The organism is Amycolatopsis sp. NPDC003861, assembly GCF_053605405.1.
This window is the reverse complement of sequence record NZ_JBSGJD010000001.1, coordinates 88,739-114,456: the sequence shown is the minus strand read 5'-3', so window position 1 is coordinate 114,456 and position 25,718 is coordinate 88,739. Positions and strand designations below refer to the sequence as shown.

Sequence of the window (25,718 nt, the reverse complement as noted above, 5' to 3'; positions counted from 1 at the left end):
CGTGCTGCCTCGAAACGGGACGCGCTTCCCCAACGGGACACGACCGGCGCTCCCTTCCGCGCCTCCGGTGCCGGATCCCGAAGGCCTACGAGGCACTCACCGTCACCGGGTGGCGGACGACCGCGCCGAACAGATACCCCTGCGTGTTGAACGGCGCGACGTCCGGCTGCCGCACCCCGGTGACGTCGGTGGCCCGCGCCCGCAGCGTGTACGCCCCGGCTTTCCGGGGCCGCCACGGGAACTCCCACTGCAGCCAGCCGCGGTCGTGGGCGGGGCCGACCGGCTTGGCCGGCTGCCAGGTGGCGCCGTCCGTGCTCACCTCCACCCGCCGGATCCGGCCGTGGCCCGACCAGGAACGGCCGCGCAGCACCTGGCGCCGTCCGGCCGCCAGCGTCGCGTCCCACGGGAGCTCGAACGCGCTCTTCACCACCTGTTCGGTGACGAGCGTGCCCTCGGCCGGGTAGTCCGGGCCCAGCAACCGGTAGTACTGCGTGTTCCACGGCGACACCAGCGGCGTCGCCGACACCTCGATCCGGCCGAGCCACTTGATCGACGAGATCCCGGCCCACGACGGCACCACCAGCCGCACCGGGAAACCGTGGTCGGGCGGCAGCGGCTGCCCGTTCATCTCATACGCCAGCAGGACGTCTTCCAGCGCCTTCGCCACCGGCAGCGGCCGCCGCACCTTGCCCAGGTTCACCCCACCCGTGACGTAGTCGGCGTCGAGCCCCTCCGGCAGCACGTCCACGGCGTCGCGGGTCAGCCCCGCCTGGGCCAGCACCGTCGCCAGCCGGACGCCGCGCCAGCGCGCGACCCCGACCGCACCGAGCTTCCACGCCGTTCCGGCGACCGTCTGGCCCTGCTGGCTCGTGAAGAAGCTCCGCCCGTTGCCGGCGCATTCGATGAACGCGGTGATCGTCTCCGACGGCAGCGCGCGCAGCTCCCGGTAGGACAGCTCGGCCGGCTTCCGCAACCCGGAGCCGAACAACCGCAGCCGCCAGGTATCGGCGTCCAGCACCGGCGTCGAGGTGTGGTCGCGGACGAAGAACCGGTCGACCGGGGTGAGGTAGCCCCGGCCGCTCATCGCTTCCCAGCGGGTCTCGGCGTTGCTGCCGTGGACGTCGAACAGCTCCGGCGGCAGCGGTTTCACGATCGGTCCCCCGGCCGCGGCGGCGGCCGTGCCCGGTACGGCCAGCGCCAGACCGCCCGCCGCCGTCAGCCGCAGCAGGTCGCGGCGGCTCAACCCCGGCATGCGCGCCCCGCCCGCCCGCCACTGCGCGAGCCGCACCCGGTCGTAAGCGGTCTCCTCGGTGAACGCCGTCATGCGGGCATTCTCGGGATCACCTCCGCCGGCGGCCAGCACGTCCACCCAGCGGAACGGGAGTCCGCAATGGACGGTCCACCGGCGACCCTGGCGTTTATTCCCGCGGCCCGGCGTCGTCCCAGCAGGTGGCCGCGGCCGCCCGGGGCCGGGGGTCCGGCGCACACTGCGGGTACGGGCCGAGGAGAAGGGAACGCCGGGATGACAGGACCACGGATCGCCGTCGCGCTGGACGGAGCGGGGTGGCACCCGGCCGCGTGGCGCGAACCCGGGGCACGCGCGGGCGAGCTGCTGACCGCGGGCTACTGGGCCGGCCTGGTCCGCGAGGCCGAGGCCGGCCTGCTGGACTTCGTCACCTTCGAAGACTCGCTGGCCCTGCAGACCGTCAGCTACCTCGACCGGCCGGGCGAGCGGACCGACATCGTGCAGGGCCGCCTCGACGCCGTGCTGATCGCCGCCCGCGTCGCCCCGCTGACCTCGCACATCGGGCTCGTGCCGACCGCCGTGGTCACCCACACCGAGCCGTTCCACCTGTCGAAGGCCATCGCCACCCTCGACTACGTCAGCACCGGCCGCGCCGGCGTGCGCGTCCAGGTGGCCGGCCGTCACGACGACAACCGGCACATCGGCCGCCGCGAGTTCGGCGAGTTCCGGCTCGAAGACTCCGCCGACCCCGGCAAACCGAGTCCCCTGGCCGACCTGTTCGACGAGGCCGCCGACTACGTCGAGGTGCTGCGCCGGCTCTGGGACAGCTGGGAGGACGACGCCGAGATCCGGGACGTCGCCACCGGCCGGTTCGTCGACCGCGGCAAACTGCACTACATCGACTTCACCAGGCGCTGGTTCTCGGTCAAGGGCCCGTCGATCACCCCGCGGCCGCCCCAGGGCCAGCCGCCGGTCACCGCGCTGGCCCACGCCGCCGTCCCGTACCGGCTCGCCGCCCGCTCCGCCGACGTCGTCTACGTGACGCCCTTCGACCGCGCCCAGGCCGGCGCGATCGTCGCCGCCGTGCGCGAGGAGCAGGAGAAGGCCGGCCGCGGCGGCGAGACACTGCACGTCTTCGGCGACGTCGTCGTGTTCCTCGACGAGACCGAACAGGCGGCCGCCGACCGCAAGCGGCGGCTCGACGACCGGTTCGGCGCGGAGTACCCGTCCGACGCGCACATCTTCGCCGGCACCCCGGCGGGGCTGGCCGACCTGCTGCTCGACTGGCAGGGCGCCGGGCTGTCCGGCTTCCGGCTCCGGCCGGGCGCGCTCCCGCACGACCTGACCGCCATCACCCGCGGCCTGGTGCCCGAACTGCGCTCCCGCGGCGCCTTCCGCACCGGCTACGAGGCGAGCACGCTGCGCGGCCTGCTCGGCCTGTCCCGGCCCGCCAACCGCTACTCCGCCGTCTGAGGAGGCCCGAGATGTCCCGGAAGCAGATCCACCTCGCGGCGCACTTCCCCGGCGTCAACAACACGACCGTGTGGAGCGACCCCGAAGCCGGCAGCCACATCGAGTTCAGCTCCTTCGTCAAGCTCGCGCAGACCGCCGAGCGCGCGAAGTTCGACTTCTTCTTCCTCGCCGAAGGCCTGCGGCTGCGCGAGCAGAACGGGCAGATCTACGACCTCGACGTCGTCGGCCGCCCGGACACCTTCACGGTGCTCTCGGCGCTGGCCGCGGTCACCGAGCGGCTCGGGCTGGCCGGCACGATCAACTCGACGTTCAACGAGCCGTTCGAGGTGGCCCGCCAGTTCGCCTCGCTGGACCACCTCTCGGCCGGGCGCGCGGCGTGGAACGTCGTCACGTCGTGGGACGCCTTCACCGGCGAGAACTTCCGCCGCGGCGGGTTCCTGCCCCAGGACCAGCGCTACGAGCGCGCCGAGACGTTCCTGCGCACCGCGTGGGAGCTGTTCGACTCCTGGCGCGGCGACGAGGTCGCCGCGGACGCGGGCTCGGGCGTGTTCCTGCGCGATCCGGCGGCGGGCGCCTTCGCCCACCACGACGCGCACTTCGACATCGAGGGCCGGTTCCCGGTGCCGCGCAGCCCCCAGGGCCGGCCGGTGATCATCCAGGCCGGGGATTCCGACGAAGGCCGCGAGTTCGCCGCGGCGACCGCCGACGCGATCTTCAGCCGCTACGGCACCCTGGAGGCCGGGCAGGCGTTCTACGCCGACGTCAAGGGCAGGCTGGCGAAGTACGGCCGCAAGCCGGAGCAGCTGGTGATCCTGCCCGCGGCGACGTTCGTCCTGGGCGACACCGACGCCGACGCCCACGAACGCGCCCACGTCGTCCGGCGGCAGCAGGTCAGCGGCCAGACCGCGATCAAGTTCCTCGAGCAGGTGTGGAACACCGACCTGAGCGACCACGACCCCGACGGCCCGCTGCCGTCGGCCGACCCGGTGGTCGACGGGTCGACGATCGCCCCCGGCCGCGCCAGCGTCCGCATGTACCGCGACCCCGTCGCCACGGCCCGCGAATGGCGGCAGCTGGCGGAGGCGAAGAACCTGTCCACCCGCGATCTGATCATCGAGGTCACCGGCCGCCAGACGTTCATCGGCTCACCCACGACGATGGCGGCGGCGATCGACGACCTGGTCCAGGCCGACGCCAGTGACGGGTTCATCCTCGTCCCGCACGTCACGCCCGGCGGCCTCGACGAGTTCGCGGACAAGGTCGTGCCGCTGCTGCAGGAGCGCGGCTCGTTCCGGACGGAGTACGCGGGTTCGACCCTGCGCGACCACCTGGGGATCGAGCCGGCCGAGGGCTGACGGTTGCGATTTCCCGAGTGACCCGCGGCCACCACCGCCCCTGACCGGCGGACTCACCGGGTTCTCCCAGAACCTCCCCGGAACCGGCCAGCCAGGCGGGCCACGCTCGCCGGCATGACGATCGAAATACGGGGCCTGACCAAGCGGTACGGGCCCGACACCGTGGTGGACGACCTGTCGTTCACCGTCGAAGCCGGGCAGGTGACCGGGTTCCTCGGGCCCAACGGCGCCGGGAAGTCCACGACCATGAAGATGATCGTGGGCCTGGCCGCGCCGACGCTCGGCTCGGTCACCGTCGGCGGGCGGCGCTACCGGGACCTCCCCGTTCCGCTCACCGAGGTGGGTGCGCTGCTCGACGCCGGGGCCGTCCACGGGGGCCGGAAGGCCCGCGACCACCTGCTCGCCCTCGCGGTGAGCAACGGCCTCCCCCGGCGCCGGGTCGGCGAGGTGCTCGGCCGGACCGGGCTGGACGGCGTGGCGGGCAAGCGCGCCGGTGGCTTCTCGCTCGGCATGCGGCAGCGGCTCGGCATCGCCGCGGCCCTGCTCGGCGACCCGCGGGTGCTGATCTTCGACGAACCGGTCAACGGGCTCGATCCCGAGGGGATCCGCTGGATCCGCGGCCTCATGCGCTCCCTCGCCGCCGAGGGCCGTGCGGTGCTGGTGTCCAGCCACCTGATGAGCGAGATGGCGCAGACCGCCGACCACCTGGTCGTCATCGGCCGGGGGAAGCTCGTCGCCGACACCGCCGTGAGCGAGCTCGTGCGCGGCGAAGGCACGGTGCTCGTCCGCACGCCCGAACCGGGCTTCGCGCGGCTGCTGACCACCGCCGGGGCCACCGTGCGGGAGGGGGCCGAGGCCGCGCTCGTCGTGTCCGGCCTGACCGGCGCCGAGATCGGGAAACTCGCGGCCTACCACGGCATCGCGCTCGCCGAGCTCACCCCGCAGCGCGTCTCCCTGGAAGACGCCTTCATGGAGCTGACCAGGGACAGCGTCGACTACCAGGGGGCCCTCGCATGAGCGTGTCCTTCACGCACGCCGTCCGCGCGGAGTGGATCAAGCTGCGCAGCCTGCGCTCCACCTGGTACACCCTCGCGTGCCTGTTCGGCACCGGGCTCGGCATCACCGCCCTCGCCCTCAACGCCGCGGCGAAGGACTACCCCGGCGACGAACCCTGGGACCCGACCGACCGCAGCCTCACGTCCTACATCGTCGCGCAGCTGATCATCGGCGTGCTCGGCATCCTGGTCGTCACGGCCGAGCACGCGACCGGGCAGCTGCAGACGTCGCTGCTCGCCACGCCGCGCCGGCACCGGCTGCTGGCGGCCAAGCTGGTCGTCGCGGTGGCGGTCGCCGTGGTGGCGGGACAGGCGCTGATGTTCGCCGCGTTCTTCCTCGGCCAGGCCGTCCTCGCCGGCCACGGCGTGCCGCACGCCGGAATCGGCGACCCGGGCGTGCTCTCCGCGGTGACCGGCGGCGGGCTCTACCTCGCGGTGATCGCGCTGCTGGCGGCCGGGCTCGGCACGATCATGCGCGCCACCGCGGGCGCGCTCGCCACCCTGGTCGGGATCGTCTTCCTGGTCCCCGCCCTGGCCGGCCTCTTCCCCGCCTGGCTGCACCGGCTCTTCTTCTACTGGCCGACGCTCGGCGCGTCCGCGGTCCTCAAGACGGTGCCCGATCCGGACTTCCCGCACCCGTGGCTGAACCTGGCCGGGATGGCCGCCGGGGTCGCCGCCGTGCTGGCCGGGGCGTTCGTGGTCTTTCGGCGGCGGGACGTCTGATGCGGGAAGCCGGCCGGGGCGTGCTGGCGGCCGCCGCCGCGCTATTCGCCATGACCGTGGTCGCCGCCGCCGGCCTGGCGCTGCTGGGGGCCGGGGACCTCGGCGCGCTGACCGCGGCGGCCGTCGCGCTCGCCGTGGGCGGCTCGGCGGACGTCGGCGCCGTTCCGGCGGCCGGGCTCCCGGTCGCCGTGCGGGGCAGCCTCCACGTGCTGCCGCTCGGGGTTTCGCTGGTGGGCGCGGCGGTTTTGGGCGGGATGCTGCTGCGCCACCGCGGCGACCGGCTCCTGGTCCGCGGCGCGGCGGCGGCCGTGGCGTTCCCGCTCGGGCTGGGCGCGTTCGCGGTGGCAGCAAAGGGAAAGCTGACGCTCCCGGCCGGCGTCACGGCCGCTGGCTGCGGGGCCTCGTCGCGCCTGCCGCTCCCGGGCGCACTGGACGCCGGGTTCTCCGTGGCCGTCGGTCCGGCGATACTGGGTGCGGTGGTCTGGACGTCGCTGGTCCTGGGCGGCTGCTGGGTCAGCACCCGGTTCCGCGTCCGCACCAGAGGTGTACGCGCGGTGGGGTGGCTGGCGGCCGGGAGCACCGTCGGGTGCCTGGTCCTCGCGTGGGTGTTCGGCGGCTCCACCGCGGCCGGGGCCGTGCTGCTCTTCCTCCCGCAGCTGGTCTCCGGCGTCCTGCTGCTGGGGCTGGGCGTGCCGTGGACGGTCTCCACCACCGGCCTGTTCCCCTGCGCACCGGACCTCGCGCCGGGCGGCCCGGCGTCCTGGGTGGCCGCGGGGGTGCTGCTCGCCTGCGGTGTCGCGGTCCGGAGCCGCCGGCTCGGCTCGCCCTGGCGCCGGGCTGTGGCGAGCGCTGTGCGGTTCGCGCCGGCGACCGGTGCCGTGCTCGCCGTCATGACGCTGCTGTCGCGGATCTCCATCGACGTCACCGTCGGCGCGTTCGGCCTGTCACTGCCCGTCTTCACCGCACGACTGGCGGCAAACCCGCTGCTCGCGCTGGTGGCCGGGCTCGCGGCCGGTGCGGTGGCGGGCTTCGCGGGCTCCCTGCTCGCCGACGGGATCTCCGTATCCTCGCGGGTATGGAAGCGATGACGTCCCGGCTTCTGGTGGTGGACGACGAGGCCACCGTCCGCGAGCTGCTCTCCGCCGCGCTGCGGTTCGCCGGCTTCCACGTGACGTCGGCGGCGACCGCGGGGGAAGCCGTCGCCGCGGCCACCGCCGAGCCGCCCGACCTGGTGCTGCTGGACGTCATGCTGCCGGACGCGGACGGCTTCGAGGTGGTCCGGCGGCTGCGCGAGCGGCACCCGGGCCACGGCGCGCCGGTGCCCGTCCTGTTCCTGACCGCGCGGGACCGCCAGTCCGACAAGGTCACCGGTCTCTCCCTCGGCGCCGACGACTACGTGACCAAGCCCTTCGACCTGGCGGAGCTGATCGCGCGGATCCGCGCGATCCTCCGCCGGACCGCGGGCCACCAGGCGGGCGTGCTGACCGTCGGCACGCTCGCGCTCGACGCCGAGGGCCACCAGGTGACGCGCGAAGGGCAGGCGATCCGGTTGTCCGCCACGGAATTTCGGCTGCTGCGCTACCTGATGGAGAACGCCGGGCGCGTCGTGTCGAAGGCACAGATCCTCGACCGGGTGTGGCGCGAGGACTTCGGGGGCGACGCCGGCATCGTCGACACCTACATCTCCTACCTGCGCCGCAAGGTCGACACCGGGGAACCGAAGCTGATCCACACCGTGCACGGCGTCGGCTACGTGCTGCGGGAGCCCCGCCGGTGAGGCGGCTTTCCCTGCGGGCCCGGCTCCTCCTGCTCACCGCGGTCCTGCTGCTGGCCGGCCTGACCCTCATCGGCGCGCTGGTTTCCGGGCAGCTGGAACGGTTCCAGCTCGACCGGCTCGACGGCCAGCTGCGTTCGATGACCGAGCTCATCTCCCGCGCGGCCGGGCCGCCGCCGTCCGCGAACCCCGCCGTGCGGCCCGATCTCGTCGACCCCGCGCTCGAGCTGTTCGGCACCCCGTACGTCGTGTACCTCGATCCGAGCGGCGCGGCGGTGGGCGGGCTCCATTCGTCGCGAGTGGACGGTGCGACGCTGCCGCCGATCGACGCGCTGCGCTCGGTTCCCGCCGACGGGACGGCCGTCGACCTCGACGCCGCCGACGGGTCGCAGCGCTGGCGGGCCGTCGCGCGCCCGGCCGTCCGCTGGGGCGGGACGGTCGTTTCGGCCGCGCCGCTCGCCGAAGCCGACGCCACGATCACCCAGCTGCGGACGAGCAGCCTGGTCACCGGGGCCGCGCTGCTCGTCGTGCTGACCGCGGCCGGCTGGTTCGCCCTCGGCCGGGGACTGCGGCCGCTGCGCCGCATCGAGCACACGGCGGCGGCCATCGCCGGCGGCGACCTCACCCGGCGCGTCCCGGACCTCGCGGCGCCCGGGACGGAGATCGGGCACCTGGCGGTGTCGCTGAACACCATGCTCGGTCAGCTGGAACGAGCCTTCGCCGACCGGGCCGCGTCGGAAGCGCGGATGCGGACGTTCGTCTCGGACGTCAGCCACGAACTGCGCACGCCGTTGTTCGGCATCAAGGGATCCGCGGAGCTGTACCGGATGGGCGCGCTGACCGGCGAGTCCGATGTGGACGAAGCCATGCGCCGCATCGACCGCGAAGCCACCCGGCTCACCGCGCTGACCGAGGACCTGCTGCTGCTCGCCCAGCTCGACGAGGCCCCCGAGGAACAGCTCGACCGGGCCCCGATGGACCTGCGCACCCTGGCCGGCGACGCCCGCCACGACCTGCGCGCCCTCGACCCGGGCCGGCCCGTTTCCCTGACCGGGCCGGGCGGTGCCGGCTCGCCCGGCCCGGCACCGGTCGACGCCGACGAGGCCCGGCTGCGGCAGGTCGTCACCAACCTGGTGGGTAACGCCGCCGCCCACACCCCTTCGGGCACGCGGGTCCGCATCGGCGTCGGCACGGCGAACGGCCGCGCGGTGCTCGAAGTGGCCGACGAAGGCCCGGGGATGACGGCGGAGCAGGCGAGCCGCGTCTTCACCCGCTTCTACCGGGCGGACCGGTCCCGGACGCGCACACCCGGCGCGGACGCCGGCTTGGGCCTGGCGATCGCCCGGTCCCTGGCCCGCGCCCACGGCGGCGACGTCGAACTGGCGACGTCACTCGGGAAGGGCGCCTGCTTCCGGCTCGTGTTGCCGTTGCCGGAGCACGAATTCACGGACTGACTTCGACCGTCCCCATTGCGCGAAATCGGATTTTATGGCTCCACCCGAGGCCCGTTACGGTCGTTTTCATGGAATGGAACCACGCATCGGCCGACGAACTCATCGCTGCTCTGCGCGCCGGCGAAGTGTCCTCGGCAGAGCTGACCGAAGACGCGATCGCCCGGATCGAACGGGAGGACAAGGCGATCAACGCCATCTGCGTACCGGACTTCGACCGGGCGCGCGCCGCCGCGCGGCGGGCCGACCGGGCGCGCGCCCGCGGGGAGGACCGGCCGCTGCTCGGCGTCCCCATCACCGTCAAGGAGTGCTACGACGTCGCCGGGCTGCCGACGACCTGGGGGATGCCGCAGCACCGGGACCACGTGCCCGCCGAGGACGCGGTCCAGGTGTCGCGGGTCGTGGCCGCCGGGGCGGTGGTGCTCGGCAAGACCAATGTGCCCTTGGGACTCCAGGACATCCAGTCCTTCAACGAGATCTACGGCACCACCGCCAACCCGTGGGACCCCGATCGCACGGCGGGCGGGTCCTCCGGCGGGTCGGCGGCCGCACTGGCGGCCGGGTTCGGCGCACTGTCGCTCGGCTCCGACATCGCCGGCTCGCTGCGCACCCCCGCGCACTTCTGCGGTGTCTACGCGCACAAGCCGACGCTCGGGCTGGTCGCGAGCCGCGGCATGGTCCCGCCGTCCGAGCCGGCCCTGCCGGTCGACCTCGACCTCGCCGTCGTCGGGCCGATGGCGCGCACCGCCCGCGATCTGACGCTCCTGTTCGACGTCATGGCCGGACCGGATCCGTGGACGCACGGCTTGGCGTACCGGCTTTCCCTGCCACCCGCCCGCCACGACAAGCTCGGCGACTTCCGGGTCCTGGTCCTCGACGAGCACCCGTGCATCCCGACCGGGTCCGCCGTGCGGGCGGGCGTGCACCGGGTGGCGGACGCGCTCGCCGACGCCGGCGCCCGCGTCGAACGGCACAGTCCGCTGCTGCCCGACCTGACCGAAGCCGCGGCCCTCTACATGCAATTGCTGATTTCCGGTTCGGTGGCCCGGTTTCCGATCGAATCCGACGAGCAGCTGCGGGCGCACGCCGCTGCGCTGAGCGCGGACGACCGGAGCCTCGACGCCGTGCGGGTGCGCGCCCTGGTGTCCAGCCACCGCGACTGGATGGCCGCGAACCACCGCCGTGAGGTCCACCGCCACGGCTGGCGGCAGTTGTTCGCCGAGTTCGACGCCGTCGTCTGCCCGATCACGCCGACACCCGCGTTCCCGCACGACCACGAAGCCACTCCGCTGGAGCGGCGCATCGACATCGACGGCACCGAACACCCCTATTTCGACCAGCTCGTCTGGGCCGGTCTGGCCACCATGCCCGGCCTGCCCGCCACCGCCGTGCCCACCGGGCGGTCCCCCGAGGGCCTGCCGGTCGGCGTGCAGCTCATCGGCCCGATGTTCGAGGACCGGACCCCGCTGCGGCTGGCCGAATTGCTCGAACGGGAGATCGGCGGATTCCGGGCTCCGCGGTAGAATCGGTTGTCCCAGCGCAGATCCGAGGGAGCTTGCCGACGTGGTCGAGACGCCCGACATCGTTCGCCCGCCCGCCGAGCTCAGCGCGGCTCTCGCGACCATCGGCAGCGCCACGGCCAGTGCCGAGCTGAGCCGGATGGGCATCCGGAGCGCGTTCATCAGCGGCCCGGTTTCGGTGACGCCCGGCGTGCGCGTGGCCGGCCCGGCGCTGACGCTGCAGTTCCTGCCGAAGCGCGAAGACCTTTACCCCGTCGACGAATACGCCGAACCGGAGAAGCAGCTGCACCGGCACGTCATGTACCACACGAAGCCCGGCGACCTGATCGTCGTCGACGCGCGCGGCGACATGGGCAGCGGTGTGTTCGGCGAGATGATGCTGACCTACTTCAAGGGCCGCGGCGGCGCCGGCGTCGTGGTCGACGGGTGCCTGCGCGACATCGGCGAGGCCAGGAAACTCGGGCTCGGGCTGTGGATCCGGGGCGCCACGCCGAACTTCCACGCCCAGACCGGCATCGTCCCGGTCGCCGTCAACGTGCCGGTGGCCTGCGGCGGCACCCTCGTCGAGCCCGGCGACATCGTCGTCGCCGACGACGACGGGGCGGTCGTGGTGCCGGTCAAGCTCGCCCCGGCCCTGCTCGAGGCCGCCCGGGACCACGCGGAGTGGGAGGAGTTCTCCCGGATCCGGCTGGCCGAGGGCGGGGACCTGCGGCGGTACTACCCGCTTTCGGACGAGGCTCGGCCCGAGTACGAGCGGTGGCGCGCCGAACAGGGCCGGGACTGACCGGCGCGCTCACCCCTTCACCGCCCCCGCGGTGAGGCCTTCGGTCAGGAACCGCTGCCCGAAGCCGTACATGAGCACGACCGGGATGCTGATCAGCAGCGAGGCCGCGGCCAGCTGGCCCTGCGGCACGACGTCGCCGAAGATCATCGACTGCATGCCGACGGGCAGCGTCTTGTTCTCGTCCTTGGTGATGAACACGAAGGCGAACAGGAATTCGTTCCACGCGTTGGTCAGCGTGAACAGCGCCACCGCGAGCAGGCCCGGTTTGGCCAGCGGCAGCACGATCCGCAGGAACGCCCCGAACCGCGTGCAGCCGTCGACCAGCGCGGCCTCCTCGAGGTCGGCCGGGATCGACTTGAAGTAGCCGACGAGCAGCCAGGTCGCGAACGGCAGGGTGAACGTCGGGTAGGCCAGCACGAGCGACCACAACGAGTCGTTGAGCCCGATTCCGCTGACCAGCTGGTAGAGCGGGATGAACAGCAGCGCGCCCGGCATCACGTAGGTGAGCAGGATCGTCACCGTGAAGCTCTCCGAGCCACGGAACTTCAGCCGGGCCAGCGCGTACCCGGCCAGCGCCGCGCACACCAGGGCGATCGCGGTGGACGCCACCGAGACCAGGATCGTGTTGACGTACCAGGTGCCGAACGCCCGGCCGGTGAACAGGTTGGTGAACTGCTCGGTGCTCCACGGCGTCGGCCAGAGGTCGTCGGTGCGGGCGACGATCTGGTCGTCGGTCTTGAAGGCCGTGATCGTCATCCAGTACAGCGGGGCGAGCACGAAACCGAGGAGACCGACCAGGGCGACGCCCGTGCTGGTGCCGCCGACCAGGCGGGCGGCCAGCCGGTTGCCCCGCGAGGCGAACCCGGAGACGACCCGGCCGACGATGGCGGCCAGCACCACGAAGACGCCCAGTACGAGCGCGGCTTTCCAGACGATGTGCGGCGACGCCCAGGTCAGCACGAGCACCGAGCCCGCGACGAGGACCCACGGCAGCGCGCGGCGCTGCCCGGGCGTCAGCCGCCGGCGGCCCAGGTCGGCCGCGCCGGGCAGGTCGCTGCGGCGCATCATCCGCACGAGGATGACCACGAGGACGGCGATGACCGGCAGCATCACCAGCGTGACCGCGGCACCCGCGCCCAGCTGCAGCTGCTGGATCGCCTTCGAGTAGGCCACCATCACGTACGGGGCCGTGGCGTCACCCGGGCCGCCCTGGGTCATCAGCCAGATCAGGTCGAAGTTGTTGAACGTCCAGATCGACGACAGCAGCACGGTCACGATCATGACGGGCCGCAGGCCCGGCAGGGTGATGTGCACGAAGCGCTGCCACGGCGAGGCGCCGTCCACCATCGCCGCCTCGTGGAGGCCGCTGTCGATGGCCTTGAGCCCGGCGAGGAACGTCACCGTGAAGAACGGGATGCCCTTCCAGACGTTGACCAGGATGACCGCCGGCATCGCGAGCGCGGGATCGGACAGCCACTCCGCGGGCCACTTGTCGACCAGGCCGATCGAGGCGAGGCCCGGCCCGATGCCGGACTCGGTGAGCAGGACGTTGACGCTGCCGAAGATCGGGTCGAGCAGGGACCGCCAGGTGAAGGCGGTGACGACGGTCGGGATGACCCACGGCAGCAGGATGACCCCGGCGACGAGCGCCTTGCCGCGGCGCATGTGGTGCAGCATCAGCGCCGCGATGAGCCCGAAGGTCACCTTGAAGATCTCGGCGTAGGCGGTGAAGACGAACGAATTGAGCACGCCGTGGTGGAACAGGGCGTCGCCGACGAGGGCGGTGTAATTGTCCAGCCCGACGAAGACCGTCTCCGCGCCGTGGCGTTCGGTCGTGCTGGTGAAGATCGAGTCGGCGATCGGGACCAGGATCAGGCCGGCGACCAGCAGCAGCGTCGGCCCGATGAACACCGCGGCGAGGCGCCAGTCGCGCCCGAGCAGCCGCTGCGTTTTGGTGAGCGAGGAAGACGGGCCCGGCGCCGGACGGACCGGCGCCGGGCGCGGGCGGAGGACGGTCACTGCCGGTAGCCCTGCTGCTCGAAGATCTGCACGATCCGGCCGTGCGTCGCGGCGACGGCGTCGGCCGGCTTGGTGCCCTGGATGACCGACTGCATCATGTCGGTCAGCAGGTAGGCGGCGAGGGCGGCCTGCTCGCCGGGGCTCGGGGCCTGGGGGAACGCGTAGCCGGTCTTGGTCTTCACCGGGAGCTGCACCCGGGTCTGCTCCCGCAGGGCCGGGTAGGCCGGGTCACCGGTCGTGTAGTACGGGTCGGAGTCCCACACCTTGCTCCACGACGGGTTCACCAGGCACGGTGCTTCCTTCGCGACCCCGAGCAGCGCGGTCCCGCCGACCATGAACTTCGCCACCAACTTGGCGAGGTCGGGGTTCTTCGCCCCCTTGAACACGACGAACGAGTTGGACTCGCCGAACGCGAGCGGCTGGTCGATCGCCGGTCCGGTGGCGCCGTTGAACACGTGCGTGTTGGCGTAGACCGGGTTCTTCTTGGTCTTCGAATCGGCGTAGACGCTGAACTGGTTGAGCGTCAGCCCCAGGATCTGGGCCAGCCAGTTCTCGTTGTTGCTCGAGTCGGTCCAGCTGCCGATCCCGGGCGGCAGCATCGGCGCGTACTTCGGGTTCGTGTAGATGTCGCCGATGAACGTGACGGCGGCGACCGTCTCCGGCGAGTTGAACACCACCTTCGTGCCGGTGTTGTCCGCGATCGCCCCGCCGTAGGTGTTGATGACGTTCTGGATGAAGCCGTTGGCGTCACCGGAGCGGTTCACCGTGAGCCCCCAGCCGAAGCGCCGCTTCGCCGGGTCGGAGACCGCCAGCGCGTTGTCGCGCAGTTCTTCCCACGAATAGAAGGGTTTGAGCGGGAGACCCTTTTCCTGGTACCAGTCCTTGCGCAGGTACATCCCGGACGCGATGAAGTGGTACGGGATCGCGAACCAGCGCCCGTCGAACACGCAGTAGTCGTTGGCCTCGGTCGCGGGCTCCCCGTAGAGCGCTTTCATCTCCTCGACCACGTCGGTGACATCGGTGAGAGCGCCCAGGTTGTGCAGCTGGCCGACGAACCGCCGGTCGCTCATGAAGGCCAGATCGCGGTTGGTGCCCGCCTTCACTTCGGCGTCCATCTTCGCGACCATGTCGCCGGCGTCGCCGGAGACCAGGTCGTTGCGGATGGTGGTGCCGGTGGCCTGCGCGAACACCTGCAGCGACCGGTCCAGGGCCTTGTTGGCGGCCTCGGAGTACAGCTTCTGCGAGAGCATCCCCACCGAGCCGCCGCGGAGTGCGGCCGCCTGGTCGAGCAGTGCCTTGGGCACCTGGACGTCGACCTGCGGCGCGGGCGCCTGACTGCTCCCGCACCCGGCGAGACCGAGCACGCCCAGCGCGCCCACCCCCGCGCTCATCCCGAGGAACGAGCGCCTCGTCCAGTCCGTTTTCTCTGCCATGACCACTCCTTTCGCGTCCGATCGGGCGGACGCGGACCGACGGGGCGACGTTGCAACCGGCGGGGCAGCGGGGCGAGCGCCGCGCTGCAGGTCGTTCATGCGGTGAGTGATGCCGAACGCTGGTGGGGGTCGAGCGCCGTCCGGAGCGGCGGCTAGCGCCGCCGGGCGGCCCGCTTGCTTCGCTGTTTCTTCTCCGCGAGGAGCGTGGAGTAGTTGTTGCTCAGGTGCCGGCGCATCGCGGCGCGCGCGGCCTCCGGGTCGCGCGCGACGAGCGCCTCGTAGATCTCCGTGTGCTGGGCGGTAGCGCGGTGCAGCCCGGCCGGCGCCTCGTTGGTGACGCGGCGGCTGGCCGTGCCGAGCCAGCGGGCGGAGTACATGATCCGGTCGAGGATCCGGTTGTCGGCCGCCCGGCAGATCTCCATGTGGAATTCGTGGTCGACTTCGAGGTAGGCCTCGGGCTCCGCTTCGAGCACCGCCATGCGGTCGAGCTCGTCCCGGAGCCGGTTCAGTGTCTCGTCGCTGATGCTGGCCGCGGCCATGGCCGCCAGTTCGGGTTCGAGCAGGGCGCGCATCTGGTGCAGCTCCTGCAGCAGTTCCTCGACGATCTCCGCGGGCAGCCATTCGATCAGCAGCGGGCTCAGGTAGTCCCATTCCGCGCGGGGCCGCACGACGACGCGGCGGCCCTGCGCGACGTCGACGATGTCGAGTGAGGCGAGGATCTTGAGCGTCTCCCGCGCGACCACGCGGGACACCCCGAACTCGTTCACGATGTCGAGTTCCGACGGCGCCCGGCCGTCTTCGATTTCGCCGCGGACGATCCGCCGGGTCAGGTGGGCCGCCACCTGCACCGGAAGGGTCCGGACCTTGACAGCGTCCGGAGACTCTTGTCTCCTTGGCATGTCATCAGCTTATCGGACAAGTTGGACGTCGCATTAGTCCGTTCGTACGCACCACCCGGGGACGGGAGAGCAATGCGGATCGTGAACGTCACGACGGCGGTGGTGGCCTACCACGGTGAGGCCACGCTGGTGCGGATCGACACCGACGAGGGCCTCAGCGGCTTCGGGGAGGCCAACCCCGACGCCGGCGCGGGGGCGGTCGTCGGGATGATCGGTTCCCTGGCCCCCCTGCTGCTCGGCGAGGACCCGCGCAACGTCGAGCGCTGCTGGGAGAAACTGCGTCGCAGCAAGGTTTTCGCGGGTCCGCAGGGCGGGGTGTTCGTGATCGCCCTGTCCGGGATCGAGCTCGCGCTGTGGGACCTCGCGGGCAAGGCGGCGGGCCAGCCGGTGTACCGGTTGCTCGGCGGGAAGTTCCGCGACCGCATCCGGCTCTACGCCGACTGCGGCGACGGCGACGACCCCGCGGGCTCGGTCGCCGGGTGCGTCGACCGGGCGCAGCGGATGGTCGCCGAGGGCTTCACCGCCCTCAAGTTCGACGTCGACGACCTGCGCCACCCGGCCAAGTTCGACCCGTTCAACCACACGGTCAACGCGGCCGAGCTGCAGTCGATGGTTTCGCGCGTGGCCGCCGTCCGGGAGGCGATCGGCCCGGACGTCGACCTGGCGATCGACCTGCACGCCCGCTACGACCTGCCGAGCGCGTGCCGGATCGCGTGGGAGCTCGAGCCGTTCCACCTGATGTGGCTCGAGGAGCCCCTGCCGGCGGAGAACGTCGACGCGCTGGTGCGGGTGCGCGAGCAGACCCGCACACCGATCTGCGCGGGGGAAAACCTTTACCTCCGTTGGGGTTTCCGCGAGCTGCTCGAACGCGGCGCCGTGGACGTGATCGAGCCGGACGTCCCGAAGTGCGGCGGCCTCGCCGAGGCGAAGAAGATCGCGAACCTCGCGGAGCTGCACTACATCCCCTTCGCACCCCACCTGGTGTCGACGCCGCTGGGCACGATGGCGACGTCCCACCAGTGCGCGGCGATCCCCAACTTCTTCGTCCAGGAATGGCACGCGCTCGAGGAACGCGCGGTGTGGGACAGCTACGTCCACGCCCCCGACGGGAGCGGCTCGATCGTCAAGGACGGCTACATCACGCTGCCCGACACACCGGGCATCGGCGTGGAACTGGACCTGGACGGCGTCCGGGCGCACGCCGTGCCGGGCTACGGGGTGTTCGAGTAGTTCGTCGGTTCGCTGAAGCCGAGCCGGTGCGCGATCACGGCGACCGGCTCGTCGAAGTGGGCGAGCAGGCGCTGCGCTTCCAGTGCGACGCGGCCGTCGATGACCTGCTTGGCGGGCTGCCCGGTGGCGGCCAGTGAGCGCCTGGTCCCGCCCGACGGAGAGAGAAGCGCCCCCTTTGTTCACCTCGGGTTCACCTTCCGGTCGTCTCACGGGGCATGTTCTGCGTACGACGGCCGACCGGAAGGTGAGCGATGAGCACGTTGGACACCCTGGCTTCCGAGCAGCTCGACACCCACTTCGCGCAACTGGAGGACCGTTTGGACCACGACTACGCGGACGTCGCCCGGACGCGGCTGCACGCGATGGTCGACCGCGAACGCGCCCGGTTCGCGAATGCTCGCGTGCACGCCTTCGTGCCGATCCTGGTCGAGCGAGCGGTCCGGGCCGCACTGGCCGGCATCTGAGAACCGGAACGACGGCGGCCGACCAGGAGACAAGGAATCCCGCGAAGGAGCTACGGCGAACTCAGGTCGACGATCTCGCGGTGCAGCCCGGGAACCTGCGCCTCGTTCTCCGGCTTCATCAGGACGCTGCGCAGGATCCGGCCCCGCGGAACGTCCGCCCGCACGGCGTGTCCCCGCCGCGCGAGGTCCGCGCCGGTGACTGTGTAGGTCGCGACGAACACCGCCTTCTCCGGGGGTCGCGCCATCCCGGCTTCGAGCACGTGCGCGCTGACCCGGTCGACCTCGGAAAGCGTTTCCCGGACGGGAAAGTAGCTCACGATGTCCAGTTCCGGCGGCTGGTACAACGCCAGCTCGGCGCTACCGGCCAGCACGTCCGCCCACGCGAGCGCGGCCCGGCGCCCGGGCCGGAGCACCGCACCCAGCCCGTCCGGGGTCAGCGGCAGGACGCGCAACGTCAGCCACAGCGCCGCGGCCGCGGCGCCCGCGCGGGAGCATTCGAGGGAGATCTCCCCGAGGTGCAGGTCGTCGGACGTGAAGTAGGTGTACGGCGAGTCGTGCAGGTAGTGGCGGGCCACCGACGGGTCGCGGAAGAGCACCGCCCCGCAGCCGTAGGGCTGCAGCCCGTGCTTGTGCGGGTCGATGACCACCGAATCGGCGTCGGCGATGGCGCGGAACGGCGCCGATCGCACGCCGTCCGCCGAGTCGTCGGCGATGAGCCGGAAGAAGCCGCCGTAGGCCGCGTCCACGTGCACCCGGGCGCCGTAGCGGCGGGCGAGGGCGACGATCTCGTCCACCGGGTCGACGGCGCCGAGGCCCGTCGTCCCGGTGGTCGCCACCACCGTGCCGATGCGGCCGGTGCGGAGCAGGTCTTCGAGCGCGTCCGGATCGAGGGCCCCGGTGGCGGTGGTGGCCACCGGAACGGCCTCGACGCCGAGCAGGTGGCTCATCCGGCCGTGGGTGTAGTGGGCGTCGGCGCTGTGCGCGATCGCCTTGCCCGGGTGCGTCTCGCGGGCGACGAACAGGGCTTCCAGGTTCGCGATCGTCCCGCTGCTGGTCAGGTGCCCCAGGTGCCGCGGCAGGCCGAACATCGCCGCCAGGTCGGCGACGATCTCCTTCTCCATGTCCGCGGTGGCGGGGCCGCCGTCGAGGGCGTGGTTGTTCGGGTTGATCAGCATCGCGCTCAGGTAGCCGGCGACGGCCGCCGGGTGGGGCGGCTTGAGCATCTGCCCGGCGTAGCGGGGGTGGAAGAACGGGTAGTTGTCGCGCAAGCGCCGGTGCAGTTCCGCGGTCGCCTCCCGGAACTGCGGAAGCGGCACGTCCTGGGAGTGGTGCGGGGCGTAGCCGCCGTACTCCGCCATCCAGGCCCCGACGTCGCGGACGGCGTCGCCGAGCACCGCGGCGAGTTCGGCGAACCCGGCCGGCCCCGCGCGCAGGACCCCGTCGTTTCCGCTCATCGGCGTCGACCCTCCCCGGATAGTATGGATTCATAATTATGTTCACATAACTATCGGGTAGCGTAAAGGGGTGCCTCTCCCGCCGCAGGATCCCTACGCCGACCTGGCCGATCTCGTGCTCAACGTCGCGCGCCTGATCCGCCTGCGCACCCCGGCCGGGCCGGACGTCGTGCGGCTCACCGCCACCGAGCGCCAGGTCATGCGGATCGTGGACCTGGACCCCGGGTGCACGCCGAGCCGGATCGCCGAGCGCACCGAGCTGCAGCGCACGAACGTCAGCACCGCCCTGCGCGGGCTCGAAGCCAAGGGCCTGCTGACCCGCGCCGGCCACGGCCGGACCGTCACCGTGCACCCCACCGAGCTGGCCCGGACCAACCTGGAGGTCCTCCGCGGCGCCTGGTCGGCGCTGCTGGCGGACCTGCTCGGCGACATCGACCCGGACACGATCACCCGATGCAACCGGACGCTCGCCCACCTCGAGCGCCGCTTCGCCGGTCATCCGGACGATCCGGCCGAGGGCTGACAGGATGTCGGGCATGACGCTGCCCGCCTTGCCCGAGGAGTCCTTCCGGCGCGTGCTCTGCGTCGTCGCCCACCCCGACGACATGGAGTACGGCACGTCCGCGGCGGTCGCCCGCTGGACCGCACGCGGCATCGAAGTCGGTTACCTCCTGCTCACCCGCGGCGAGGCCGGCATGCCCAACCCGCCCGAAGAGACGGCCCGCCTGCGCGCCGCCGAGCAGCGGGCCGCCTGCGCCGTGGTCGGGGTCGAGCACCTGACGATCCTGGAACACCCGGACGGCGTGCTCGTGTACGGCCTCGACCTGCGCCGGGACATCTGCCGCGAGATCCGCCGCTTCCGGCCCGACGTCGTCTACGGCACCGGCTTCGAGGTCGAGACGCCGTGGGGTTTCGACCAGGCCGACCACCGCGCGGCCGGCCTCGCGACCCTGGACGCGATCCGCGACGCGGGCAACCGCTGGGTCTTCCCCGAGCAGGTCGACGACGAGGGCCTCGAACCGCACTCCGCCCGCTGGTACCTCACGCCGGGCATGACGAACCCGACGCACGGCGTCGACGTCACGGGCGAGCCGCTGCGCCGGGGCGTGGCGTCGCTGGAGGCGCACGCGGCGTACCTGGCCGCGCTCCCCGACCACCCGGCGCCCGCCGAGTTCATCCCGCAGTTCGCCGCGATGAGCGGGAAGGCGATGGGGGTCGAGCACGCCGTCCTGTTCCGGGCCCACGACCTGCAGGCCCCACCGGAGCTCCCCACCGAATCCACAGAGGACTGACCGACCCGGCCGGCTACTACTACGACACGTAGTAGGATGGAGTCGTGACGGCGACCCGGCCCGGCAAGCTGCAGCAGGTCCTCCTGCTGTGCGCGCTGGCCGTGGGCGTCGTGGCGATGCACCACGTCGGCATGGCGAGCGCGGCCGGGGCCACGACGATGCACGCCATGGCCGCCCCGGGCCCGCAGGTCCTCGCCGCTGCCCCGGACAGCAACCCCGGCGAGCACGATCCGGGCCTGCACGACGTCCTCCACCTCTGCCTGGCCGTGCTGTGCGCGGCCGGCGCGCTCCTGCTCGCCGTCGCCCTCTTCCTGGCTGTTTCCTGGTGCACCACGACGTTCTCGCGGACGCCCGATGCCCGTGGCTCGCCGAGCCGGGGACGGCCACCCGGCCGCAGCGTCCTGATTTCCCTGTGCATTTCGCGCACGTGATCCGACCGGTTTCCCCGTCCGATCACCCTCACCGCACAGAGAAAGATCTGTCATGCGCAAAAACTCCCTCATCGGCGGCATCGTGCTGGCCGCCGCCCTCCTGCTCGGCGGCTGCGGCACCGACGCCCCCGCCGGCCACAACGCCGACGACGTCACCTTCGCCCAGCAGATGGTCCCGCACCACAGCCAGGCGCTCGACATGGCGAAGCTCGTCCCGGCGCGCAGCACGAACCCGAAGGTGCTCGGCCTCGCGAGCCGGATCGAACAGGCCCAGGATCCGGAAATCCGGCTGATGCAGGGCTGGCTGACCACCTGGGGCGCCGCCCCGGCCCACGAATCGATGCCCGGCATGGGCGGGTCGATGTCCGACGCCGACCTGAAGCAGCTCGAAACCGCCAAGGGCGCCGAGTTCGACAAGATGTGGCTCGGCATGATGATCAGGCACCACCAGGGCGCGATCGACATGGCCAGGACCGAACTGGCCAAGGGCGGCGACGCCGGCGCCAAGGCGCTCGCGCAGAAGATCATCGACGCACAGCAGGCGGAGATCGCCGAGATGCAGGGCCTGCTCACGCAGAGCTGAGCACGGGTCGCCGGGGCGGCGGCCGCCCCGGCGACCAGCTTTCTCCGGTGGGCCGCCGGGCGGGAAGTATCCTGCCCACCGGAGGTGCCATGCTGGGTCTGGGCGAGCTCGAAGCGTCGGTGATGGACGTGCTCTGGGACGCGGCGGAACCGTTGCGGGTCCGCCAGGTGCTCGACGAGCTGAACCGCGACCGCAAGCCGGCGTACACCACGGTGATGACCGTGCTGGACAACCTGCACCGGAAGGGCTGGGTCGTGCGCGACCTCGAGAACCGGGCGTACCACTACCGCGCCGTCACCACCCGCGCGGAAGCGACCGCGCAGAGCCTGCGGGAGGTGCTCGACTCCGTCGACGACCGCGAATCCGTGCTCCTGCACTTCGTCAGCACGGTCACCGAAGAGGAGTCGGACGTCCTCCGCCGGGCCCTGCGCCGGAAGCCGAAGAAGCGGTGATCGTCGCCGCCGCTCTGCTGCTCGGCACCGTCGCGGTCGGCTGGTGGTCTCCGTGGCCCCTGGGCCGGCTCACCGCGCGGATCGACCCGCGGACGGCGCTCGCCTGGTGGCTGCTCACCGCCGCCGGGGTGCTCGGCGGCGCGATCGCCGGGGTGCTGCTGCTCGTCCTGCCGGGACACGGCCCGGCCGACGCGGTCCTGCGGGTGCTGCACGACTCCTGGACGGTGCTCGACCACGACGAGCTGCCCGCACTCGACCCCATCACCGGCACGATCGCGGGTGCCGTCGTGGCGGTCGCGGCCGGGCGGCTGGCGACGACCTGGCTCGTCCGGCGGCGACGGCGGACGAGCCTGTACCGCCGTCACCTCGCCGCGTTGCGGCTCGCCGGCGCCCGCGACACCCGGCCGGTCCCGACCCTGTGGCTGCCGGACGACCGGCCGATCGCCTACAGCCTCGGCGGCCGCCGCTCCCTGGTGGTCGCCAGCGACGGCCTCGCGGCGCGGCTGACGAGGCGCGAGCTGGGCGCCGTGCTGGCCCACGAACGCGCCCACGTCCACGGGCACCACCACCTGCTCACCGGCGCTGCGGAGGTCCTCGGCCGGACGCTCGGGTTCGTGCCCCTGCTGCGCGAGCTGCCCGCGGCAACGCGCCTGCTGGTGGAACTGGCCGCCGACCAGGCGGCGGCCGCACAGTGCGGCCGCGAGCCGCTCAGGTCGGCGCTGGTGTCGATCCACGCGGTGGCCGGACCGCGCCGAGCCCTCGCCATGGCGGGCGGCGACACCGCCCTCCGACTGAGCCGGCTCGACAACGGCATGTCGGCCACCCGGCGGTCGATCACCATCGTCGGTGGGGTTGTCGCCTTCCTCGCTCCGCCCGCGATCGCGGTCGCGCTGGTGCTGATCACGGGCTTCGCCGTCGGCCGCTGACCGGCTTCAAGCCCGGACCACCGACGTCGACGCAAACCCGCGCAACCGCAAGCTGTTGCCGACCACGAACACCGAACTGAAGGCCATCGCCGCGCCCGCGATCATCGGGTTCAGCAACCCCGCCGCCGCCAGGGGCAGGGCCGCCAGGTTGTACGCGAACGCCCAGAACAGGTTGCCCTTGATCGTGCGCAGCGTGCGGCGGGACAGCCGGATCGCGTCGGTGACCGCGCGCAGGTCGCCGCGGACCAAGGTGAGGTCGCTCGCCTCGATCGCGACGTCCGTGCCCGTGCCCATGGCCAGCCCGAGGTCGGCCTGCGCCAGCGCCGGCGCGTCGTTCACGCCGTCGCCGACCATGGCCACGACCCTGCCTTCGTCCTGCAGGCGCTTGACGACGGCCAGCTTGCCGGCGGGCAGCACCTCGGCGATCACCTCGTCGATGCCCACCTCCGCCGCCACCGCGCGGGCGACGGCCGCGTTGTCGCCGGTCAGCAGCACCGGCTTCAGCCCCAGTTCGCGCAGCTGGGCGACGGCCTCGGCCGACGTCGGCTTGACGGTGTCGGCGACCAGCAGCACGCCTCGGGCCGCGCCGTCCCAAGCCACCGCCACCGCGGTCTGGCCCCGCTCCTCCGCCGCGGCCTTCGCGGCCGCGAGGTCGTCCGGCAGGGGCAGGCTCCAGTCCTCCAGCAACGCCGTCCGGCCCACCAGCACCGCGTGCCCCTCGACGATCCCCTGCACCCCGAGCCCCGCCACGTTCGTGAAGTCTTCGACCGCCGGGAGGTCGACGCGCTCCCGGGCGCCCCGGGCGATGGCGGTGGCGATCGGGTGCTCCGACGCGTCCTCCAGCGCCCCGGCCAGCCGCAACAGCTGCTCTTCGCCGACGCCATCGGCGACGTGGACGCCGGCCAGGGTCATCCGGCCCGCGGTCACCGTGCCCGTCTTGTCCAGCACCACCGTGTCGACCCGGCGGGTCGATTCGAGGACCTCCGGCCCCTTGATCAGCACGCCGAGCTGCGCACCGCGGCCGGTGCCGACGAGCAGGGCCGTCGGCGTGGCCAGGCCGAGCGCACACGGGCAGGCGATGATCAGCACCGCTACCGCGGCCGTGAACGCCGCCGCCGTGCCGGCGCCGGTGCCGAGCCAGAACCCCAGCGTGGCGGCGGCCAAGCCGATCACGATCGGTACGAACACCCCGGACACCCGGTCGGCCAGCCGCTGGACCTCGGCCTTGCCGCTCTGGGCATCCTCGACGAGGCGGGCCATCCGCGCCAGCTGCGTGTCCGCGCCGACACGGGTGGCGCGCACGACCAGCCGCCCGCCCGCGTTCACCGTCGCCCCGGTGACGGCGGCACCCTCGCCGACCTCGACCGGTACCGGCTCACCGGTGAGCATCGACGCGTCGACCGCGGACTTGCCCTCCTCGACCACGCCGTCGGTGGCGATCTTCTCCCCCGGCCGCACGACGAACCGGTCCCCCACGGCCAGCTCGGCGGCCGGGATCCGGACCTCGCCGCCGCCCCGCAGGACCGCGACCTCCTTCGCGCCCAGCTCCAGCAGCGCCCGCAGCGCGGCACCCGCGCGGCGCTTGGACCGCGCCTCGAAGTACCGGCCGGCCAGGATGAACGTGGTGACGCCGGCCGCGACCTCGAGGTAGATGTCGCCCGCCCCGTCCGACGGGGCGATCGTCAGCTCGAACGGGTGCACCATCCCCGGCGTTCCGGCCGTGCCGAACAGCAGCGCCCACAGCGACCACGCGGACGCGGCGAGCACGCCCATCGACACCAGCGTGTCCATCGTCGCCGCGCCGTGGCGCAGGTTCGTCCACGCCGCCCGGTGGAACGGCCACGCGCCCCAGGTGACCACCGGCGCGGCCAGCGTCAGCGAAATCCACTGCCAGTAGGTGAACTGCAGCGCCGGCACCATGGCCAGCAGGATCACCGGCACCGCCAGCACGGCACTGGTGATCAGCCGCTGCCGCAGCGGGCGCGCCGGGTCGTCTTCGTCCACTTCGGACTCGGCGGCCGGTTCCGGCCGCGGCAGCGTGGCGCGGTAACCCGCCGCCTCGACCGTGGCCACCAGCGTGCCCGGATCGAGACCCTCCGGAGCGCGCACGCGGGCTTTCTCGGTGGCGTAGTTGACCGACGCGGTGACGCCGTCGAGCTTGTTGAGCTTGCGCTCGATGCGGTTGGCGCACGAGGCGCAGGTCATGCCGCCGATCGCGAGTTCGATCTCGGTCACCGGGCCGGACTCGGCCGTGGCGCTGGTCATGATCGTCCCCCTTCGCGGGTGGTGACGGTGAACTCGGCGGTCCGCACGACGTCGCCGTGCTTGAAGTCCAGGAACAGCCGGTAAGTCCCGGCGCTCGGGACCTCGGCGGCGAACTTCACCTGCGGGCCCGCGGCCGTCCTGCCGTCGCCGGGCGCACCGTCCGGGTGGACGTGCAGGTAGGCGAGATCGCCTTCGCGCAGCGCGACCAGGTGCCCGTACGCGGCGAGGTAGGGCTGCAGATCGGTGACCGGCAGGCCGCCGCGGCGGACGGTCAGCGTCAGCGGCGAAGTCTTTCCGGCCGTCAGGTCGCCGGCGAGCTCGACGGTGTAGCCGTCGACCTGGGCCGTCCGGCTGGGTTCGTACGTCACCGGCCGGTAGGCGCCGGCGACCGACAGGTCCACACCGAGGGTCATCGCCTTCCCTCCGGCCGGGGCGAAGTCGGCGAACGCGCGGTACGAGCCGGCGGCGCTCAAGGTCAGCGGGACGCTCCACGTGCCGTCCGGCGCCATCTCCGGGTGGACGTGCCGGAAGCCGGAGGTGTCCCGGCGGACCACGATCAGGTGCAGCTTCTTCTCGTGTTCGACGTCGAACGCGGTGACGGGCTTCCCGTCCGGCCCGGTGATGGTGAACGAGAACCTCCCGGGCTCCGGCGCCGAGCCGGCGGTGAAGGTGTAGCCGTCCTGGCTCGACGCCAGCCCGCCCGGCAGGTCGCCGGCCGGAGCGGCCATGCCCGCGTGTTCGCCGCCCGGGTCACGGTGTTCGGTGGTCGCGGCCGAAACCGGGCCCGCGGTGCTGCCGACGGCGAATCCCCCGGCCGCCAGCAGGACGAGCGCCCCGCCGAACCCGGCCAGGCGTGCTGCGGTGTTCATGTCTGCTTCCCTCCCTGGCG

At 72.5% G+C, this 25,718-nt stretch carries 24 protein-coding genes; 17 read left to right on the top strand and 7 right to left on the bottom strand.

Annotated features, from left to right (window positions below; genetic code table 11):
• Positions 1-85: 85 nt before the first annotated feature.
• Positions 86-1,324, bottom strand: a complete 1,239-nt coding sequence (locus tag ACWEVN_RS00515; protein ID WP_452049693.1) for a sulfite oxidase — start codon at positions 1,322-1,324, stop codon at positions 86-88.
• Positions 1,325-1,522: 198 nt separating this feature from the next.
• Here ACWEVN_RS00515 and ACWEVN_RS00510 point away from each other — a divergent pair, with 198 nt between their 5' ends.
• The 9 genes from ACWEVN_RS00510 to ACWEVN_RS00470 all read left to right on the top strand — a co-directional run bounded on the left by ACWEVN_RS00510 (position 1,523) and on the right by ACWEVN_RS00470 (position 11,381).
• Positions 1,523-2,719 carry an LLM class flavin-dependent oxidoreductase gene (locus ACWEVN_RS00510; RefSeq protein WP_452049692.1) on the top strand — a complete coding sequence of 399 codons (1,197 nt, stop codon included), beginning with the start codon at positions 1,523-1,525 and terminating at the stop codon, positions 2,717-2,719.
• A gap of 11 nt (positions 2,720-2,730) precedes the next feature.
• On the top strand, positions 2,731-4,074 hold the full coding sequence (locus ACWEVN_RS00505) for an NtaA/DmoA family FMN-dependent monooxygenase (protein WP_452049691.1): 1,344 nt from the start codon (positions 2,731-2,733) through the stop codon (positions 4,072-4,074).
• Positions 4,075-4,188: 114 nt separating this feature from the next.
• Positions 4,189-5,091, top strand: a complete 903-nt coding sequence (locus ACWEVN_RS00500) for an ABC transporter ATP-binding protein (protein ID WP_452049690.1) — start codon at positions 4,189-4,191, stop codon at positions 5,089-5,091.
• Positions 5,088-5,852 carry an ABC transporter permease gene (locus tag ACWEVN_RS00495; RefSeq protein WP_452049689.1) on the top strand — a complete coding sequence of 255 codons (765 nt, stop codon included), beginning with the start codon at positions 5,088-5,090 and terminating at the stop codon, positions 5,850-5,852. The genes ACWEVN_RS00500 and ACWEVN_RS00495 overlap by 4 nt, the downstream gene beginning before the upstream one ends.
• Entirely contained in the window at positions 5,852-6,940 is a 1,089-nt protein-coding gene (locus ACWEVN_RS00490; RefSeq protein WP_452049688.1) for a streptophobe family protein, read from the top strand. The genes ACWEVN_RS00495 and ACWEVN_RS00490 overlap by 1 nt, the downstream gene beginning before the upstream one ends.
• Complete coding sequence (locus ACWEVN_RS00485; RefSeq protein ID WP_452049727.1) at positions 6,937-7,629, top strand: response regulator transcription factor; 693 nt, start codon at positions 6,937-6,939, stop codon at positions 7,627-7,629. The genes ACWEVN_RS00490 and ACWEVN_RS00485 overlap by 4 nt, the downstream gene beginning before the upstream one ends.
• Positions 7,626-9,080 (top strand): sensor histidine kinase, encoded by a 1,455-nt coding sequence (locus ACWEVN_RS00480; RefSeq protein ID WP_452049687.1) that lies wholly within the window; start codon positions 7,626-7,628, stop codon positions 9,078-9,080. Before ACWEVN_RS00485 ends, ACWEVN_RS00480 begins: the two co-directional genes overlap by 4 nt.
• A 68-nt stretch (positions 9,081-9,148) precedes the next feature.
• Positions 9,149-10,600 carry an amidase gene (locus ACWEVN_RS00475; RefSeq protein WP_452049686.1) on the top strand — a complete coding sequence of 484 codons (1,452 nt, stop codon included), beginning with the start codon at positions 9,149-9,151 and terminating at the stop codon, positions 10,598-10,600.
• Positions 10,601-10,640: 40 nt separating this feature from the next.
• Positions 10,641-11,381 carry a ribonuclease activity regulator RraA gene (locus ACWEVN_RS00470; protein WP_452049685.1) on the top strand — a complete coding sequence of 247 codons (741 nt, stop codon included), beginning with the start codon at positions 10,641-10,643 and terminating at the stop codon, positions 11,379-11,381.
• Positions 11,382-11,390: 9 nt separating this feature from the next.
• Here the strand turns inward: ACWEVN_RS00470 and ACWEVN_RS00465 are convergent, their stop codons facing one another.
• From ACWEVN_RS00465 to ACWEVN_RS00455, 3 genes are all read right to left on the bottom strand, one after another.
• Positions 11,391-13,400 carry an ABC transporter permease gene (locus tag ACWEVN_RS00465; protein ID WP_452049684.1) on the bottom strand — a complete coding sequence of 670 codons (2,010 nt, stop codon included), beginning with the start codon at positions 13,398-13,400 and terminating at the stop codon, positions 11,391-11,393.
• Complete coding sequence (locus ACWEVN_RS00460; protein WP_452049683.1) at positions 13,397-14,833, bottom strand: ABC transporter substrate-binding protein; 1,437 nt, start codon at positions 14,831-14,833, stop codon at positions 13,397-13,399. The genes ACWEVN_RS00465 and ACWEVN_RS00460 overlap by 4 nt, the downstream gene beginning before the upstream one ends.
• A gap of 152 nt (positions 14,834-14,985) precedes the next feature.
• Entirely contained in the window at positions 14,986-15,732 is a 747-nt protein-coding gene (locus ACWEVN_RS00455; RefSeq protein WP_310971982.1) for a FadR/GntR family transcriptional regulator, read from the bottom strand.
• Between the two features lie 72 nt (positions 15,733-15,804).
• Between ACWEVN_RS00455 and ACWEVN_RS00450 the strand changes: the two genes are divergently transcribed.
• The gene (locus ACWEVN_RS00450; RefSeq protein ID WP_310971980.1) at positions 15,805-16,962 is read left to right on the top strand and encodes a mandelate racemase/muconate lactonizing enzyme family protein; all 1,158 of its coding nucleotides are present in this window, start codon (positions 15,805-15,807) and stop codon (positions 16,960-16,962) included.
• A gap of 251 nt (positions 16,963-17,213) precedes the next feature.
• The gene (locus ACWEVN_RS00445; protein WP_452049682.1) at positions 17,214-17,426 is read left to right on the top strand and encodes a three-helix bundle dimerization domain-containing protein; all 213 of its coding nucleotides are present in this window, start codon (positions 17,214-17,216) and stop codon (positions 17,424-17,426) included.
• A 50-nt stretch (positions 17,427-17,476) separates the two neighbouring features.
• On the opposite strand, the gene ACWEVN_RS00440 is transcribed toward ACWEVN_RS00445, so the two are convergent.
• Positions 17,477-18,784, bottom strand: coding sequence for a pyridoxal phosphate-dependent decarboxylase family protein (locus tag ACWEVN_RS00440; RefSeq protein ID WP_452049726.1), 1,308 nt, complete (start codon positions 18,782-18,784; stop codon positions 17,477-17,479).
• A 166-nt stretch (positions 18,785-18,950) separates the two neighbouring features.
• Here ACWEVN_RS00440 and ACWEVN_RS00435 point away from each other — a divergent pair, with 166 nt between their 5' ends.
• The 6 genes from ACWEVN_RS00435 to ACWEVN_RS00410 all read left to right on the top strand — a co-directional run bounded on the left by ACWEVN_RS00435 (position 18,951) and on the right by ACWEVN_RS00410 (position 22,564).
• Positions 18,951-19,403, top strand: coding sequence for a MarR family winged helix-turn-helix transcriptional regulator (locus ACWEVN_RS00435; RefSeq protein ID WP_452049681.1), 453 nt, complete (start codon positions 18,951-18,953; stop codon positions 19,401-19,403).
• 4 nt (positions 19,404-19,407) lie between these two features.
• Positions 19,408-20,172 carry a PIG-L deacetylase family protein gene (locus ACWEVN_RS00430; RefSeq protein WP_452049680.1) on the top strand — a complete coding sequence of 255 codons (765 nt, stop codon included), beginning with the start codon at positions 19,408-19,410 and terminating at the stop codon, positions 20,170-20,172.
• Between the two features lie 44 nt (positions 20,173-20,216).
• Positions 20,217-20,603, top strand: coding sequence for a DUF6153 family protein (locus tag ACWEVN_RS00425; protein ID WP_452049679.1), 387 nt, complete (start codon positions 20,217-20,219; stop codon positions 20,601-20,603).
• Positions 20,604-20,655: 52 nt separating this feature from the next.
• Positions 20,656-21,186, top strand: a complete 531-nt coding sequence (locus tag ACWEVN_RS00420; protein ID WP_452049678.1) for a DUF305 domain-containing protein — start codon at positions 20,656-20,658, stop codon at positions 21,184-21,186.
• 89 nt (positions 21,187-21,275) lie between these two features.
• Complete coding sequence (locus ACWEVN_RS00415) at positions 21,276-21,638, top strand: BlaI/MecI/CopY family transcriptional regulator (protein ID WP_452049677.1); 363 nt, start codon at positions 21,276-21,278, stop codon at positions 21,636-21,638.
• Positions 21,635-22,564, top strand: a complete 930-nt coding sequence (locus ACWEVN_RS00410; RefSeq protein WP_452049676.1) for a M56 family metallopeptidase — start codon at positions 21,635-21,637, stop codon at positions 22,562-22,564. The genes ACWEVN_RS00415 and ACWEVN_RS00410 overlap by 4 nt, the downstream gene beginning before the upstream one ends.
• Before the next feature lie 6 nt (positions 22,565-22,570).
• Here the strand turns inward: ACWEVN_RS00410 and ACWEVN_RS00405 are convergent, their stop codons facing one another.
• Both ACWEVN_RS00405 and ACWEVN_RS00400 read right to left on the bottom strand, forming a co-directional pair.
• On the bottom strand, positions 22,571-24,829 hold the full coding sequence (locus ACWEVN_RS00405; RefSeq protein WP_452049675.1) for a heavy metal translocating P-type ATPase: 2,259 nt from the start codon (positions 24,827-24,829) through the stop codon (positions 22,571-22,573).
• Positions 24,826-25,698 carry a hypothetical protein gene (locus ACWEVN_RS00400; protein ID WP_452049674.1) on the bottom strand — a complete coding sequence of 291 codons (873 nt, stop codon included), beginning with the start codon at positions 25,696-25,698 and terminating at the stop codon, positions 24,826-24,828. The genes ACWEVN_RS00405 and ACWEVN_RS00400 overlap by 4 nt, the downstream gene beginning before the upstream one ends.
• Positions 25,699-25,718: the final 20 nt, after the last annotated feature.

Excerpts from the sequence above, each read along its gene's own strand:
- ACWEVN_RS00440 (WP_452049726.1), bottom strand. The coding sequence starts at position 18,784 with ATGGCGGAGTACGGCGGCTACGCCCCGCACCACTCCCAGGACGTGCCG.
- ACWEVN_RS00495 (WP_452049689.1), top strand. The coding sequence starts at position 5,088 with ATGAGCGTGTCCTTCACGCACGCCGTCCGCGCGGAGTGGATCAAGCTG.
- ACWEVN_RS00400 (WP_452049674.1), bottom strand. The coding sequence starts at position 25,698 with ATGAACACCGCAGCACGCCTGGCCGGGTTCGGCGGGGCGCTCGTCCTG.
- ACWEVN_RS00505 (WP_452049691.1), top strand. The coding sequence starts at position 2,731 with ATGTCCCGGAAGCAGATCCACCTCGCGGCGCACTTCCCCGGCGTCAAC.
- ACWEVN_RS00500 (WP_452049690.1), top strand. The coding sequence starts at position 4,189 with ATGACGATCGAAATACGGGGCCTGACCAAGCGGTACGGGCCCGACACC.
- ACWEVN_RS00490 (WP_452049688.1), top strand. The coding sequence starts at position 5,852 with ATGCGGGAAGCCGGCCGGGGCGTGCTGGCGGCCGCCGCCGCGCTATTC.
- ACWEVN_RS00420 (WP_452049678.1), top strand. The coding sequence starts at position 20,656 with ATGCGCAAAAACTCCCTCATCGGCGGCATCGTGCTGGCCGCCGCCCTC.
- ACWEVN_RS00515 (WP_452049693.1), bottom strand. The coding sequence starts at position 1,324 with ATGACGGCGTTCACCGAGGAGACCGCTTACGACCGGGTGCGGCTCGCG.
- ACWEVN_RS00475 (WP_452049686.1), top strand. The coding sequence starts at position 9,149 with ATGGAATGGAACCACGCATCGGCCGACGAACTCATCGCTGCTCTGCGC.
- ACWEVN_RS00415 (WP_452049677.1), top strand. The coding sequence starts at position 21,276 with ATGCTGGGTCTGGGCGAGCTCGAAGCGTCGGTGATGGACGTGCTCTGG.
- ACWEVN_RS00485 (WP_452049727.1), top strand. The coding sequence starts at position 6,937 with ATGACGTCCCGGCTTCTGGTGGTGGACGACGAGGCCACCGTCCGCGAG.
- ACWEVN_RS00450 (WP_310971980.1), top strand. The coding sequence starts at position 15,805 with ATGCGGATCGTGAACGTCACGACGGCGGTGGTGGCCTACCACGGTGAG.
- ACWEVN_RS00430 (WP_452049680.1), top strand. The coding sequence starts at position 19,408 with ATGTCGGGCATGACGCTGCCCGCCTTGCCCGAGGAGTCCTTCCGGCGC.
- ACWEVN_RS00460 (WP_452049683.1), bottom strand. The coding sequence starts at position 14,833 with ATGGCAGAGAAAACGGACTGGACGAGGCGCTCGTTCCTCGGGATGAGC.
- ACWEVN_RS00510 (WP_452049692.1), top strand. The coding sequence starts at position 1,523 with ATGACAGGACCACGGATCGCCGTCGCGCTGGACGGAGCGGGGTGGCAC.
- ACWEVN_RS00445 (WP_452049682.1), top strand. The coding sequence starts at position 17,214 with ATGAGCACGTTGGACACCCTGGCTTCCGAGCAGCTCGACACCCACTTC.
- ACWEVN_RS00405 (WP_452049675.1), bottom strand. The coding sequence starts at position 24,829 with ATGACCAGCGCCACGGCCGAGTCCGGCCCGGTGACCGAGATCGAACTC.
- ACWEVN_RS00455 (WP_310971982.1), bottom strand. The coding sequence starts at position 15,732 with ATGCCAAGGAGACAAGAGTCTCCGGACGCTGTCAAGGTCCGGACCCTT.